The sequence below is a fragment of the Aeromonas sp. ASNIH5 genome (assembly GCF_002902865.1).
In the GTDB taxonomy this organism is placed as follows: Bacteria; Pseudomonadota; Gammaproteobacteria; order Enterobacterales; family Aeromonadaceae; genus Aeromonas; species Aeromonas caviae.
This window is the reverse complement of the sequence record NZ_CP026122.1, coordinates 2,590,001-2,603,313: the sequence shown is the minus strand read 5'-3', so window position 1 is coordinate 2,603,313 and position 13,313 is coordinate 2,590,001. Positions and strand designations below refer to the sequence as shown.

At 61.2% G+C, this 13,313-nt stretch carries 11 protein-coding genes (1 of these 11 cut by a window edge); 6 read left to right on the top strand and 5 right to left on the bottom strand.

Features of this window, described 5'->3' with window-relative positions:
* Window positions 1–74: 74 nt before the first annotated feature.
* The gene (gene uvrA, locus C2U30_RS12075; RefSeq protein WP_039040117.1) at window positions 75–2,903 is read left to right on the top strand and encodes an excinuclease ABC subunit UvrA; all 2,829 of its coding nucleotides are present in this window, start codon (window positions 75–77) and stop codon (window positions 2,901–2,903) included.
* A gap of 116 nt (window positions 2,904–3,019) precedes the next feature.
* Here uvrA and C2U30_RS23045 read toward each other — a convergent pair whose 3' ends face one another.
* Complete coding sequence (locus tag C2U30_RS23045) at window positions 3,020–3,145, bottom strand: hypothetical protein (protein WP_010674215.1); 126 nt, start codon at window positions 3,143–3,145, stop codon at window positions 3,020–3,022.
* A 325-nt stretch (window positions 3,146–3,470) separates the two neighbouring features.
* Between C2U30_RS23045 and C2U30_RS12070 the strand changes: the two genes are divergently transcribed.
* From C2U30_RS12070 to C2U30_RS12060, 3 genes are all read left to right on the top strand, one after another.
* Window positions 3,471–4,082, top strand: a complete 612-nt coding sequence (locus C2U30_RS12070) for an OmpW family outer membrane protein (RefSeq protein WP_010674216.1) — start codon at window positions 3,471–3,473, stop codon at window positions 4,080–4,082.
* A gap of 197 nt (window positions 4,083–4,279) precedes the next feature.
* A complete protein-coding gene (locus C2U30_RS12065) occupies window positions 4,280–6,259 on the top strand; it encodes a methyl-accepting chemotaxis protein (protein ID WP_039040116.1) in 1,980 nt (659 codons plus the stop codon).
* 8 nt (window positions 6,260–6,267) lie between these two features.
* Window positions 6,268–7,731 (top strand): extracellular solute-binding protein, encoded by a 1,464-nt coding sequence (locus C2U30_RS12060; RefSeq protein ID WP_042864821.1) that lies wholly within the window; start codon window positions 6,268–6,270, stop codon window positions 7,729–7,731.
* A 60-nt stretch (window positions 7,732–7,791) separates the two neighbouring features.
* Here the strand turns inward: C2U30_RS12060 and C2U30_RS12055 are convergent, their stop codons facing one another.
* Window positions 7,792–8,583 carry a GNAT family N-acetyltransferase gene (locus C2U30_RS12055; protein WP_103243833.1) on the bottom strand — a complete coding sequence of 264 codons (792 nt, stop codon included), beginning with the start codon at window positions 8,581–8,583 and terminating at the stop codon, window positions 7,792–7,794.
* Window positions 8,584–8,910: 327 nt separating this feature from the next.
* On the opposite strand from C2U30_RS12055, the gene metF reads away from it, so the two are divergent.
* Complete coding sequence (metF, locus tag C2U30_RS12050; RefSeq protein WP_010674220.1) at window positions 8,911–9,807, top strand: methylenetetrahydrofolate reductase; 897 nt, start codon at window positions 8,911–8,913, stop codon at window positions 9,805–9,807.
* Between the two features lie 63 nt (window positions 9,808–9,870).
* Here the strand turns inward: metF and C2U30_RS12045 are convergent, their stop codons facing one another.
* Together C2U30_RS12045 and C2U30_RS12040 are read right to left on the bottom strand one after the other, a co-directional pair.
* Entirely contained in the window at window positions 9,871–10,935 is a 1,065-nt protein-coding gene (locus C2U30_RS12045; RefSeq protein ID WP_043156075.1) for a DUF3103 family protein, read from the bottom strand.
* Between the two features lie 147 nt (window positions 10,936–11,082).
* A complete protein-coding gene (locus C2U30_RS12040; RefSeq protein ID WP_043156076.1) occupies window positions 11,083–12,234 on the bottom strand; it encodes a benzoate/H(+) symporter BenE family transporter in 1,152 nt (383 codons plus the stop codon).
* A gap of 113 nt (window positions 12,235–12,347) precedes the next feature.
* On the opposite strand from C2U30_RS12040, the gene C2U30_RS12035 reads away from it, so the two are divergent.
* Entirely contained in the window at window positions 12,348–12,920 is a 573-nt protein-coding gene (locus tag C2U30_RS12035) for a helix-turn-helix domain-containing protein (RefSeq protein ID WP_043156077.1), read from the top strand.
* Here C2U30_RS12035 and C2U30_RS12030 read toward each other — a convergent pair whose 3' ends face one another.
* Window positions 12,921–13,313, bottom strand: partial view of an NnrS family protein gene (locus tag C2U30_RS12030; RefSeq protein WP_103243832.1) — the 3' portion only. The gene runs 804 nt beyond the window's last position; the window shows 393 of its 1,197 coding nt (coding positions 805–1,197); its start codon lies beyond the right edge, outside the window; its stop codon occupies window positions 12,921–12,923.

The following is a 13,313-nucleotide window of genomic DNA, read 5'->3' as shown; positions in this document are numbered from 1 at the left end:
AAGACTGTCTATTCATCCAGTAGTCTCTATGCCATACTGGCCCGCTCTGGTTCCCGTATCGAGCGCGCAACAAGATGGAAAAAATCGTGATCCGGGGTGCCCGCACCCACAACCTCAAGAACATCAACCTGATCCTGCCACGTGACAAGCTGATCGTGGTCACCGGCCTGTCCGGTTCGGGCAAATCCTCCCTGGCGTTCGATACCCTCTATGCCGAGGGGCAGCGCCGCTATGTGGAGTCGCTCTCCGCCTATGCCCGCCAGTTCCTCTCCCTGATGGAGAAGCCGGACGTGGACCACATCGAGGGGCTGTCGCCTGCCATCTCCATCGAGCAGAAGTCCACCTCCCACAACCCGCGCTCGACCGTCGGCACCATCACCGAGATTTACGACTACCTGCGGCTGCTGTTCGCCCGGGTCGGCGAGCCACGCTGCCCGACCCACGCCATTCCGCTCGCGGCCCAGACCATCAGCCAGATGGTGGATCAGGTGCTTGCCCAGCCCGAAGGCGCCAAGCTGATGCTGCTGGCCCCCGTGGTGCGCAACCGCAAGGGGGAGCACACCAAGCTGCTGGAGAACCTGGCGGCCCAGGGTTACATCCGCGCCCGCATCGACGGCGAAGTGTGCGATCTGTCGGATCCTCCCGCGCTGGAGCTGCACAAGAAGCACACCATCGAGGTGGTGGTGGACAGATTCAAGGTGCGCGATGACCTGGCGCTGCGTCTGGCCGAATCGTTCGAAACGGCGCTGACTCTCTCCGGCGGCATCGTGCTGGTGGTGCCGATGGACGGGGAGGATGGGGTTGCCCCCATGACCTTCTCCGCCAACTTCGCCTGCCCCGAGTGCGGTTACTCCATGTCGGAGCTGGAGCCCCGGATCTTCTCCTTCAACAACCCGGCGGGGGCCTGCCCCACCTGTGACGGTCTCGGGGTGCAGCAGTATTTCGATCCCGCCAAGCTCATCCATGATCCGGGCCAGAGCCTGGCCGGCGGCGCCATCCGTGGTTGGGACAAACGCAGCTTCTACTACTTCCAGATGCTCAAATCCCTGGCCGATCACTACAAGTTCGACCTGGAGACCCCCTGGGAGGATCTGCCGCTCAAGACCCAGGAGGTGATCCTGCGTGGTTCCGGGCGCACTGAGATCGAGTTCCGCTACATGAATGACCGCGGCGACGTGGTGGTGCGCAAGCACCCGTTCGAGGGGATCCTGCACAACATGGAGCGCCGCTACCGGGAGACCGAATCCAACGCGGTGCGGGAAGAGCTGGCCAAATACATCGCCAACAAGTCCTGTACCAGTTGCGGTGGCAGCCGACTGCGGGAAGAAGCCCGCCACGTCTTCGTGGACAATCGCAACCTGCCCGCCATCGCCGAGCAGTCCATCGGCGATGCCCTGGCCTTCTTCGAAGGGTTGAACCTGTCCGGTCAGCGTGCCCAGATAGCGGACAAGATCCTCAAGGAGATCGTCGAGCGGCTCGGCTTCCTGGTGAACGTCGGCCTCAACTATCTGAGCCTGTCGCGTAGCGCCGAGACCCTCTCCGGTGGCGAGGCGCAGCGGATCCGGCTGGCCAGCCAGATCGGGGCTGGCCTGGTGGGGGTCATGTACGTGCTGGACGAGCCCTCCATCGGTCTGCATCAGCGTGACAACGAGCGGCTGCTCAAGACCCTGACTCACCTGCGTGATCTCGGCAACACCGTGATCGTGGTGGAGCACGATGAGGATGCCATTCGCCTCGCCGACCATGTGCTCGACATCGGTCCGGGGGCTGGCGTGCACGGCGGTGCCATCGTCGCCCAGGGGACGCCGGAGGAGATCATCGCGAACCCCGAGTCCCTGACCGGTGACTACCTCTCCGGGCGCAAGCAGATCGCCATCCCGGCCGAGCGCACCCCGCTCACTGGCAAGTGGCTGAAATTGAAAGGGGCGAGCGGCAACAACTTGCGCAACGTCAACCTGGATCTGCCCATCGGCGTGATGACCTGCGTCACCGGCGTCTCCGGTTCCGGCAAGTCGACTCTGATCAATGACACCCTGTTCCGCATCGCCCACCGTGAGCTGAACAAGGCCACCGAGTCCACGCCTGCGCCCTATCGCAGCGTCGAGGGGCTGGAGCATCTGGACAAGGTGGTGGATATCGACCAGAGCCCCATCGGCCGCACCCCGCGCTCCAACCCGGCCACCTACACCGGCCTGTTCACCCCGATCCGCGAGCTGCTCTCCGGCACCCAGGAGGCGCGTTCCCGTGGCTACCAGCCGGGCCGCTTCTCCTTCAACGTGAAGGGGGGACGCTGCGAGGCGTGCCAGGGGGACGGGGTCATCAAGGTGGAGATGCACTTCCTGCCGGATGTTTACGTGCCGTGCGACGTCTGCAAGGGCAAGCGCTACAACCGCGAGACCCTGGAGGTGAAGTACAAGGGCAAGAACATCCACGAAATCCTCGAGATGACGGTGGAAGATGCCCGTGCCTTCTTCGATCCGGTGCCGGCGGTGGCGCGCAAGCTGCAGACCCTGATGGACGTGGGCCTCTCCTACATCCGGCTCGGTCAGTCCGCCACCACGCTCTCTGGCGGCGAGGCGCAGCGGGTCAAGCTGGCGCGGGAGCTCTCCAAGCGGGACACCGGCCAGACCCTCTATATTCTGGACGAACCGACCACGGGGTTGCACTTCCACGATATCCAGCAGTTGCTCAAGGTACTGCACCAACTGCGGGATCGGGGCAACACCATTGTCATCATCGAGCACAACCTGGACGTCATCAAAACCGCGGACTGGATCGTTGATCTGGGCCCGGAAGGGGGCGCTGGTGGTGGCCGTATTCTGGTGACGGGTACGCCTGAGGAGATGAGCCGTTGTAAGGAGTCCCACACGGCGCGCTTCCTCGCTCCTCTACTGGAGAAATAAGCGTCACTCGAGAAAAAGGGGCCAAGGCCCCTTTTTTGTTGGCCGGTGGGCGAGGTGCGCCGGTCTGGCGCCCGGCCAGGGATGAGAGGGAGAAAAGAGGGACTCGTCCGGCAGACTCAGTGTGTCAGCATCAGGAAGGCGAGAGCAAACAGGAAACCCAGCAGAATGAAGAGGAAGGAACCTATCCCCCAGATGGCGGCAAGAATGCCGAGAATTTTGTCTTTGCGTGTCTGTGGCTTCATAAAATTAAAATTACAGCGTGGTTACATCGCATTAATAAAATACGCCCCGGGGCATAATTAAACAACAATTGAAAGGTGATATGAAGATGCTTAAGGTGTATTTAATTGGTATTTTACATTTCATGCTGATGCGGTAATTTAAGGCATCATCATGTATTTGAATGACTTTTTATTTTCATCTGCGGTTTGATTGTCCAATCAAAGCTGCCGTGTACATCTATCTATTTCTTGATAACTATTGAGCTAAATCAATAACCGGCCATTCACATCCTTTTATAGTTTTCGGGCTTGCAACATAGAAAGAAAACAAAAAAGGAATAATGTGATGAAAAAGATCCTTCCTCTGTTAATCGCAGCCGCTTTTGCTTCCCCCGTCGCCATGGCACATCAGGCCGGTGACATCCTGGTCCGTGGTGGCCTGGCGTTCGTCTCTCCCCAGACCAGCAGTGACAACGTGCTGGGGACGGGCGAGCTGGAGATCGACAGCAACATGCAGCTTGGCCTGACCCTCTCCTACATGTTGACGGACAACTGGGGTGTCGAGCTGCTGGCCGCGACCCCCTTCTCCCACTCGGTGTCGACTGCCGGCCTGGGTGAGGTCGCCAAGGTCAAACACCTGCCGCCGACCCTGATGGCGCAGTACTACTTCGGTGATGCCAACAGCAAGGTGCGCCCCTATGTGGGGGCCGGTATCAACTACACCACCTTCTTCGACGAGGAAGGGCGCGGTGCCCTGGCCGGGACGGATGTGAGCGTGGACTCCTCCTGGGGGATGGCGGGTCAGGTGGGCCTGGACATGGCAATCAATGACCGCTGGTTCGTCAACGCCTCCGCCTGGCTCATCGACATCGATACCGATGTGCATACCGCCGTGGGCACCATCAACACCTCCATCGATCCGGTGGCCTTCATGTTCGGCGTCGGCTACCGCTTCTGATGACAAACGTGGCCGATGCACGGCCATGACAACCAAGCATGTCTCTTTGGCCCGGCTCTGTTCGGGCCCTTTTCTGCCTGCCATATCACGCCAACTGTGATCTGGCCCGCCATCGCGTCATGAACCGCTATTCCATTGCACCCCGCTGCCGATAACCTCGGCATTCACCCCTTTCCCCAACGAGTGAGGATGCCTCCATGGGTTTATCTATTGTGCAGCGGATCATCGCCGGCTTCGTGCTGATGCTGTTGTTGCTGGTTCTGCTCGGCTTCATCAGTATTCTGAAGATCCGGGGGATCAACGAGGGGCTCTCCCAGGTTTCTGATCGTGCCACCCCCCTGGTGATCGCGGTCGCCGGGCTCAAGGGCGCACTGCAGGACAGCAACCGCTGGGTGCTCACCTACAGAACCAGCGAGGAGGCGGCCCAGTTGCCGCAACTGGCCAGCCAGTTCAAGGCGCAGCAGGAGCGTTTCCTGGCCCAGAGCAAGGAGATGGCCCGGTTTGACGGGGTGGCCGAGGCGAGCGAGCGGTTCCGCCAGGTCGACGGGGCGACCCGCGAGTTCTACGGGTTGGCGGATCAGGTGCTGACCCAGCACGGCCAGTGGGTGGCCGCACTCGATCGGCGCCATGAACTGGAGCTGGCGTTCATCCGGCTGGAAGATACCTACCAGTGGGCCGCCGACCTGTTGTTGCAGCAGACCGCGAGCAAACGCTCCATGCGCAACAAGGCCGAACTTATCACCTCCGGCATTGCCCGGGATCTGAAAAACATCCGCCGGGCCGATGCCAAGACCGATCTCAATGAATTGGAGAAGGTGCTCGGCAAGGATATCGAGATGGCACGCAAACGGCTCGAACGGGTGCAGGTGCCCGATGACGTGAGGCAGCGTTTCATCGTCAACCTCGATCGGATGCAGGAGCTGGCCCTCGGCCCGAAAGGGTTGCTGGCGACCATGCGCAATGGCCAGCAACTGGCGGCCTCGCTGCAGTCCCTGAACCAGCAGCTCGACACCAGTCTGGTCAACAGCCTGGCGCTGCTGGACGAGATGGCCAAATCGGCGGGCAGCATTGCCAGCGCGAGCCGGGTCGGGGCGGATGACGCCGTCAGCAGCGCCAGCGCCTGGATCCTGATCGTGTCGGCCATCTCCGCAGCCGCCGCGCTCCTCATCGGTTACACCACGGCCCGCAGCATCCAGCGTCCGCTGCAACTCATCGATCGGGAGCTGGATCGCATGGCCACGGGTGACATGACCCGGCGCATCGACTACCAGAGCCGCTGCGAGTTTGGCAGCCTGACCCGCTCGATCAATACCCTGGCAGACAAGACTGGCGAACTGCTCGCCCAGATCAATGCCGGCTCGCGCCATCTGGTGGACGAGGCGAGCCGCGCCGCCGAGATAAGCGAGCGGGCCATGTCACGGGTGCAGGATCAGAAGAGCCAGACCGATCAGGTGGCTGCCGCCATCACCGAGCTGGAGGTGAGTGCGACCGAGGTGGCGCGCTCCACTGACGGCACCAAGCGTGAGGTGGACCTGGCGGACGAAGAGGCCCGCGCCGGACGCAAACAGGTGGCGACTACGCGCCAGATCACCGAACAACTGGCGGGTGCCATGGAAGAGGCGGTCGGCATCACCCACAAGCTGGGGGAATTCAGCGACAACATCGGCAGCATCCTCGACGTGATCCGCAGCATCGCCGAGCAGACCAACCTGCTGGCGCTGAACGCGGCCATCGAGGCGGCCCGCGCGGGGGACGCCGGTCGCGGCTTCGCGGTGGTGGCGGACGAGGTGCGGGCACTGGCGAACCGGACCCAGACCTCGACCGAGGAGATCCAGGCCATGATCGAGAACCTGCAAAGTTCCAGCAAGCACGTGGTGGCCGTGATGGCACGCAGCCAGGAGCAGACCCAGGATTGCGTGGCCCAGACCCGGGTGATGGACGAGGCGTTGCAATCCATTGCCGAGCGGATGAGTGCCATCAAGGCGATGGCGGATCAGGTGGCTCATGCCGCCCAGGAACAGATCTCCGTGAGTCAGGGGGTTGCCCGTCATGTCGCCGGCATTGCGGATGTGGCTTACGAGACCGAGCGGGAGGCGCGGGAATCGGCCAGCAGCAGTGAGGTGCTGGCGGATCTGGTCGCCAAGCAGCAGCAATTGATCGCCCATTTCAAGGTGTAGGAGGACTTATGGCTAACAAGTGGATCGGGGCCCTGAGTCTCCTGTTGTGTGGCCAGCTGATGGCCAGCGAGCTGGTGATAGAGAGCTGGCGCATAGATGACAAGGCCTTGTGGGAACAGAAGATCATTCCTGCATTCGAGGCCGCCCACCCGGGTATTCAGGTGAAATTCAACGGGGTGCAGAACGTCGAGTACATGCCGACCCTCTGGGCCAGCCTCAAGGCGGGCAAGGCGGGGGATCTCATCACCTGCCGCCCGTTTGACGACTCCCTGGCCCTGTTCAAGGCGGGCCATCTGGTGGAGCTGAGCGAGATGGCGGGGATGGAGAACTTCCCGAGCTTTGCCCAATCCCCCTGGCAGACCGACAGTGGCGCCCAGACTTTCTGCGTACCCATGGCATCGGTGATTCACGGCTTCTTCTACAACAAGAAGATTTTCAGTGAGCTGGGGCTGACGGTTCCCCAGACCCGCGAGGCATTCTTCGCGGCCCTGGACAAGGTGAAGGCGGATGGTCGCTATGTTCCCCTCGCCGTGAGCGGCTCGGAGAGCTGGGTTGCCTCCGAGCTCGGTTTCCAGAACATAGGCCCCAACTACTGGAAGGGGGAGGATGGTCGATTGGCGTTGATCGGGGGCCAGGAGCGCTTCAACAACCCGCAATACGTCAAGGTGTTCGAGGAGCTGGCCCGCTGGCGTGACTACCTGGGGGAGGGGGGCGAGAGCCGCGACTACGCCACCACCAACGAGCTGTTCACCTCGGGCAAGGCTGCCTTCTATGCGGCGGGATCCTGGGAGATCGCCCCCTTCACCGGCAAGGTGGACTTCGGTGTCATGCGCCCGCCCGTGGCAAAGCAGGGGGATGGCTGTTTCTTCACCGATCACACCGACATCGGTATGGGGATGAATCCGGCCAGCAAGAACAAGGAGGCCGCCATGACCTTCCTGCAGTGGCTGACCACTCCCCAGTTTGCCGAGCTCTATACCAACTCGCTGCCCGGCTTCTTCTCGCTCTCCAACCACTTCTTTGAAGCCACCAATCCGGCGGCCAGAGAGATGATGGAGTGGCGGGATCAGTGCGATTCCACCATCCGGGTTGCCACTCAGATCCTCTCCCGCGGCACTCCCAAGCTCGGGGATGAACTGGCCGAGGTGAGCCAGCAGGTATTGCTGGGAACCGTGGCACCCAAGGCGGCGGCCGATCGCCTGGAACAGGGGTTGAAAGGGTGGTATGCCCCCCATCAGGGCAACCAGGGCAAGGGACAGGAGTGTCAGTGTGAGGCGAGCGTGCCTGCCGTCCCTGTGTCGGGTGCCATCGGGACCGAACCTGCTGCGCCTGTGGTGCCGGATGGACAAGCGCCTTCCGGAGCAAGCGCGACCCAGCCTCCGTCAGTACCGGTGTCCGGAGCCGTCGCTCCAGCGCCTCCTGCCGAAGTGGAGGAGGCGCTCGCCAGCGAACTGGAGGGGGCACAGCCCTGATGGTTCACCATGAAGAACGGGAGGCCTTGGCCTCCCGTTTTGCATCTGCGTGATGACCTGTCATTCCCGTGGCCAGCGGCACAGGCTGCCGATACGGGCCACCGGCACGAAACCCAGAGTGCGATAGACCCGCTGGGCGTGATAGTGCTCGTCTGCCACTATGATGAGCGAACTGGCCCGTGCCAGTCCCTGGCGTGCGACCTGGCTCAGCAACAGACGACAGAGCCCCCGGTTTCGCCACTCTGCGTGCGTGCGCACCAGTTGAAAGCGTCCCAGGGTGCCGGTGAAGAAGAGTCCGCAGCTGGCAACCAGTTGATCCTGGTGCCATAACCCCCACCACTGTCCGAGCCCGTCATCGATCATGGCCTGATAGAGCTGGCGGCGTGACAAGAGATAGGGAAGATAGCGCTCCTCCGAATGGGCTGGATCCCGCTCTGCCAGCTCGAAGGCGAGCCACTGATCCCAGTCCGCCGCGGTGAACGGGCGAGCCGGGGTCAGGTCGCTGCCGGTGGGGGCTTGCCACTCCATTGCACCCAGCGCCAGTACCACGCACTCCATGTATTGGTACCCCGCCGCCACGAACCCGGCGACCCGGCTGTTCTGGCCTGCGGCGAGGGGCCACTGGAAGGTGCGGTGGCGGATACGGGGATCCCAGCCAATCAGCCTGTCGAAACTGGCCTCGAGCCAGCCCTTGTCACGATCGCTTGGGGGGGTGGGCAGCAACAGGTAGTTGCCGAAGTAGTAGTCTGGAGAGCCCGGGGTGCGCACGGTCCAGAACGCATCATGATCCGTCACCTCGCCCTGATAGCGATCGAACAGCAGATCGGTGGCAAAACCGGGGTGATCTTCCATGATGGGGCTCCTGCAAACGCTTGAATTGCTTATCGGCAGGCGGGGAAAGAAGTTAAAAAAAGGCCGGGAAACCCGGCCAAACAATCACACGCAGATTCAGAACGTCCAGGACGATCCGCCCGCATCATAGCGTGCCTGACAGCATTTTGGGATGGGGTCGCTCATTACTTAGGTTGAATTGCAAAATAAAAAAATCGGCAATCCCCCTTGTCGCTGACAAATCGGTATTGACTTTGATCCGTTTTCTCATAAAGATAGAAAGACGTTTAGACGTCCAAACATCCGTTTTGGCGTGAAGGAATGGGTTGCAGGACAGGGAGAGAGCAGATGGGATTTCACAGCGCGCGTCAGGTTGAGGCACTCAACCAGAGTTTGGCGGATCTGGGTGGCGATATATCGGTCAGTTTCGAGTTTTTCCCGCCCAACAGCGAAGGGATGGAGAACACCCTCTGGCAGTCCATCGAGCGCCTGCAGGTGCTGGAGCCCAAATTCGTCTCTGTGACCTATGGCGCCAATTCGGGCACCCGGGACCGCACTCACAAGGTGATCAAGGACATCAAGGAGCGTACCGGCCTCATCGCCGCCCCGCACCTGACCTGTATCGATGCCAGCCGTGACGAGTTGCGCACCATTGCCCGTGACTACTGGAATAGCGGCATTCGCCACATCGTGGCCCTGCGCGGAGACTTGCCTCCCGGCCTCGACAAGCCTGACATGTATGCCACCGACCTGGTCGCCCTGCTCAAATCCGAAGCCGATTTCGATATCTCGGTCGCCGCCTATCCGGAAGGCCACCCCGAGGCTCGCAGTGCGCAATCCGACCTGCTCAACCTCAAGCGCAAGATAGATGCCGGTGCCAACCGGGCCATTACCCAGTTCTTCTTCGATGTGGAGACCTATCTGCGTTTTCGGGATCGCTGCGCCGCCATCGGTATCGATGCGGAGATCGTGCCGGGGATACTGCCGGTCTCCAACTACCAGACCCTGGCCAAGTTTGCCGGTTTCACCAACGTGAAGATCCCGCGCTGGATGCACCAGCGTTTCGAAGGGCTGGAAAACGATCAGATGACGCGCAACATGGTGGGAGCCAGCATTGCCATCGACCAGGTGCGTGTGCTGAGTCAGGAAGGGGTGAAGGATTTCCACTTCTATACCCTGAACCGCTCAGAGCTGACCTACGCCATCTGTCACACACTGGGTGTGAGGCCGAAAGGTCAGGCCTGATCCGCGGCTCTGATACAGAAAAGCCAATGAGTCTTCTCATTGGCTTTTTATTTTGAGCGACAGTCAGGGCCGGGTTGGTTGGATCTCCCTGGGCTCGAGATCGATGACTGCATTGCCGGCGGCACCGGGATACTGGTGATAGCTCTGGTCCTGCTCCAGGGTATAGAAGGTGTCGAGGTAGTCGTCGTTGTTGGTCATCCAGGAGTCCGGAAGTGCCTTGACGATACGACCGCCGAGGTCGAGGAAGGGCAGGGCCTCGGGTACGCCGCCCGCAGTGAAGCCGAGTTTGAGTGCGTCAATCAGGAGGGCACTCAGCGCCTTGTAATTGACGTTGTCATCCTGCTCCATCATGACCACGTCGACGGCTCCCCAGCGGTAGCGATCCCAATAGACCAGGATCTGGTTGGGGGTGTAGTCGGTGTTGTCGTAGTCGAGATAGGGCATGTCGACGATATCTACCACGGGCTCGTCCCTACCAGGATTGACCCCGGCCACGACGGCATAGACCTCGGCGGCGCCCAGCAGCCAGGGCTCCTGATCATCGTTGAGCCTGATCTTCTTGAGAATGCTGGTCTTGAGGGGCGTGGTGTTGCTGGTGGCACGGGGCGTCACCTGCATGTCGGCGGCAGCCAGCGCCTTTCGCATCACCTTCAGGCCGGCATTCTTGGCTTTTACCGGATCGGCCTCCACCACCAGTACCGGCCGCGCCGGCGGCTGGTTCACATCGAGATAGATCGGGCTGCCGGCGCTGTCGAACGCCTCGATGGCGCTCCAGCTCTTTTCGTCACCACTTGGTATGTAGGCAACCAGTGGCTCAACCCCTTGTTGCAGTGCATCCGCCTGATCCGGATTGGCCAGCCGCAGTTGCATCAGTTCCCTGACCTCGCCATCCAGCCCTTGCCGACTGATGGCCGCCTGGTTGGCATCCCGAGCCTGGCGCTTCAGACGCGGGCTGGCCTTTGGCAGCAGGTTGGGCAGCGGGCTCTGGTATTCCTGATTGTGCAGGAGTGGCAGCAGGTTCTTCTGCTGCAGCGCGAGCTGGCGTGCCAGCTCCCGATCGGTGTCGGCAGCCTGGGTCGTGGTGGCGCCCAGCAGTGCCAGTAACAAAATGACAGCCTGATTCCTCATCTTCGTTCTCCAGTATTGAGTCTGACAACGGCGCTTGTCGGGAAGGATCTGCGCCGTTTTCTCACTAGAAAGGAATAAGGTTCATATGTGAACGCTCTTCTCAGGATTATGTGCTGCGTCTCACTGGAGTCTCCCCAGATGGTCAGGTCAGGAGCGGAGCCGGTTGACTTGATGCAATGTCACTCCGATCAGCAATCCCCAGCAGGCAGACCCGACCCCGAGCAGGGTGATCCCCGAGGCAGTCACGAGGAAAGTCAGTAGCGCGGCTTCCCGCTCCTCGTCCTGCTGCAAGGCGCTGTGCAAGCTGCTGCCTATGGTGCCGAGCAGCGCCAGCCCGGCCACGCAGGTGACCAGCACCGCAGGGAATGCGCTGAACAGGGCAACCACGGTGGCACCGAAACAGCCTGTGAGCAGGTAGAAACATCCAGCCCACACGGCAGCAGGCCAGCGTCGAGTGACATCGTGATCCACTTCCTTGCCCATGCAGATGGCGGCTGTGATGGCGGCCAGGTTGAAGGCATAGCCGCCAAACGGTGCCAGCAGCACGCCGATGAATCCGGTCCAGCCAATCAGGGAAGAAGTGGCAGGTTGATAGCCGTGGGCGCGCAGGATGGCAATGCCCGGCATGTTTTGCGAGGTCATGGTAACGAGAAAGAGCGGGAGTGCGATGCCGAGCAGGGCGTCGATGGAAAAGGCTGGCGAGATCCAGACCGGGGTGGAAAGTTGCCAGTGAACCTCGTTGAGTTGCAGCTCGCCCCTCAGGGTGCAGAGCAGTATGCCGGCAGCCAGGACCAGCACCATGGTGTAGCGGGGCCAGAGGTGGCGACCCAGCAAGAAAGCCAGTAGCAAGGTGCCAAGCAGCAGAGGATCTTGCGGTGCCACCTTGAAGAGATCCAGCCCGAACCTGAGCAAGACTCCGGCCAGCATGGCGGCCGCCAGTGGGGCGGGAATGTGACGCATCAGCCTGTCGAACCAGCCGCTGATACCGCAGAGGGTGATCAGCAGTGAAGAGATGATGAAGGCGCCGATGGCTTCAGCCAGACTGAAGTTCCCCAGGCTGGTGATGAGCAGGGCGGCACCCGGGGTGGACCAGGCCGTCAAGACAGGCACCCGGTAATAAAGGGAGAGGCCGATGCAGCTGACCCCCATGCCGATACCCAGTGTCCATAGCCAGGAAGAGACCTGGGCTGCATCGGCACCGGCGGCCGTGGCGGCCTGGATGATCAAGACGACAGAACTCGTGTAACCCACCAATACGGCGATGAGTCCCGCGACCATGTGGGGGAGGGCTAGGGGCATGGGAAACTTCCTTGTGGATGCTGATAGCTTGTGCGCTATTGCGTACAATGTGGTTTGGACTATAACGCTGTGCGTTATGGCGCACAATATGGCTCGAAGAAATCGGAGAACAGATGCAGGAGATGAGTCGCTATCTGGCCCAGCGATTGAAAGGGCTGCGCACTGAAAGAGGATGGAGCCTGGATATGGCCGCCCGTGAAACGGGGGTGAGCAAGGCCATGCTGGGACAGATCGAGCGAGGTGAATCCAGTCCGACGGTGGCAACATTGTGGAAGATTGCCACCGGTTTTCGGGTCTCTTTCTCCAGTTTCATTGAGCCGACACCAGCGGCACAGGGAGAGACGGTATACCGTATTGCCGATGATATTCGACAGCAGCCGGCGGGAGAGGGGATGCAGGTTGCCCCGCTTTTCCCCTATGAGGCCCGCTTTGGTTTCGAGTTGTTCGAACTGACCCTGCTACCTGGATACCAGCGGGAGTCAGAACCCCATGAACCCGGAGTGACCGAACATGTCATCGTCATCAGCGGTGTGATGGAGGTACTGGTTGACGGAGCGTGGCGTTCCCTCGATCAGGGTGAGGCAGTCCGGTTTGCAGCGGACCGTACCCATGGCTATCGCAATCTTGGGGTCGCTCCCGCCATCTTCCACAATCTGATCCACTATCCGTCCATGGCCACGCGATGATTAGCCGGGGCGGCCATCCGCTCTGGGACTGGTCAGTATGGGGGTATAAACCCAGATGAACAGACCGTAGGCGGCAACCCAGCTCCATCCGCTGAGGTTCCATCCCGTGAGGGTGAGATTTGGCCAAAAGAGAGGGAGCAAGACCCGCAACAGCGCGGACAGGATCACCAGTGCAAATGCCGCCGTGATCCTGCGTCCTATCTGCAGGGCTCTGCCACTGTGTCCGAGGGATACACGGGCTATCATCGCGAGGATCATGGCCCCCATGCTGCCCGCGCTGAACAGATGGCTGGCCAGTGACAAGGCAATCGGCCAGCCAGCCGTGCGTGTCGCCAGGGCGGTCAGCCCCAGTGGGATAAAGAGGTAGGCCAGGTGAAGCGACCACAGCAGAGG